The 1,464-nt window shown below is 66.3% G+C and carries 3 protein-coding genes; all 3 read left to right on the top strand.

Annotated elements, in window-relative coordinates:
• Positions 1–387, top strand: a 387-nt coding sequence (locus tag Q7A36_RS39755; protein WP_305109314.1) for a transposase, incomplete at its 5' end; no start/stop codon positions are given.
• 184 nt (positions 388–571) lie between these two features.
• Entirely contained in the window at positions 572–1,123 is a 552-nt protein-coding gene (locus tag Q7A36_RS39760; RefSeq protein ID WP_305109315.1) for an IS630 family transposase, read from the top strand.
• A gap of 11 nt (positions 1,124–1,134) precedes the next feature.
• A partial coding sequence (locus Q7A36_RS39765; protein ID WP_305109316.1) for a transposase occupies positions 1,135–1,464 on the top strand: 330 nt, incomplete at its 3' end.

The raw sequence follows: 1,464 nt of genomic DNA on the forward strand, positions 1-1,464 counted from the left end.
TTCCTGCAGCCCGATCAGGCCAGCGCGCAGCAGACCTGGCGCCATGTCGCCGACCAGCTCCGCCCCCGCTGGCCAAAGCTCGGCGTGCTCATGGATGAGAGCGAGGACGATGTCCTCGCCTACATGTCCTTCCCCGCCCCGCACAGGACGAAGCTGCACTCAACGAACACCCTGGAGCGGCTGAACAAGGAGGTGAAACGCCGGGCCGACGTGGTCGGCATCTTTCCCTCAGAAGCCTCGATCATCCGACTGATCGGCGCCGTCCTGCTCGAGGCCAACGATGAATGGCAGATGCAGCACCGCTACATGGGCGTCGAGGCCATGGCCGAGATGCTCAGCCCGGCGCCCACCAATGAAACCCTGCAACTGCCACCCAGGCCCGCCTGAGCCGTGGTCACCTGCAGCCCATCAGCAAATTCCACCACGTTGACGGACGCTATCCGCTCGCGGCTACGCCAGGTCAAGTACCTCAATAATACCGATCCGCGGATTTTCTGACTCGGACGTGATTTGAGGCGACGCGGACCGAGATGATTCTGGTTGTGTCCACTCCGGCTGGGGGAGGACACGAATGGGTGGACGGGCACTGACAATCTGCACAGACCTGCCGGCGGCGGAGCTGCGTCGGTTGGCGCGGCGGGAGAAGGATCGAGCGGCTGCGGCGCGTATGCAGGCCATCGCGGGTGCGCTCGAGGGCTTGCCGCGGGCCGAAGCAGCCCGGCTGGCGGGCATGGAACGGCAAGCGTTGCGCGATGCCGTGGTGCGCTACAACGCCGAGGGTCTTCCCGGACTGCATCACCAGCCGCATCCAGGTCGGCCGGCGCGGCTGGACGGGGCACAGAAAGCGGTGCTGAAGCAAGTGGTGCTGGACGGACCGAACGTGGAGGCCACGGGCCTGAGCGCGTGGACTTTGTCCGAGCTGTGCCAGGAGGTCGAACAACGCTGGGGTGTGTCGTACCACCCTTCACACATGGGCAAGCTGCTGCATCAGCTTGACTTGTCGTGGCAGAAGGCACGCCCGTCGCTCCCGAAGGCGGATGCGGCAGCACGCGAGGCGTTTGCAAAAGGGGGCTGCAGGCCGCCCTCGACGACGCGCGGACGGAGCACACCGACAAGCGCCTGACGCTGTGGTTCATGGACGAGGCCAGGTTCGGTCAGAAGGGCCGCGTCTGCCATCGCTGGTTCACCCGCGGCCAGCGCCCACCTGGCCTGTGCGATCAGCGCTACACCTGGACCCACCTCTTCGCCGCCGTCCGGCCGGCCACGGGCGACGCCTTCGCTCTCGTGCTGCCCGAGGTCTCGGCCAAGGCAATGGACGAGTTCCTCGCGCAGTTCGCCGCGATGCTGCCCGCCAACGCGCACGCTGTCATGGTGCTCGACCGTGCCGGTTGGCATACCGCCAAGAAGCTCGTCATCCCAAACAACGTCACGCTGGTCTGGCTGCCGCCGTACTCACCGGAGATC

The sequence above is a fragment of the Paracraurococcus lichenis genome (assembly GCF_030657435.1).
In the GTDB taxonomy this organism is placed as follows: Bacteria; Pseudomonadota; Alphaproteobacteria; order Acetobacterales; family Acetobacteraceae; genus Paracraurococcus; species Paracraurococcus lichenis.

Excerpts from the sequence above, each read along its gene's own strand:
- Q7A36_RS39760 (WP_305109315.1), top strand. The coding sequence starts at position 572 with ATGGGTGGACGGGCACTGACAATCTGCACAGACCTGCCGGCGGCGGAG.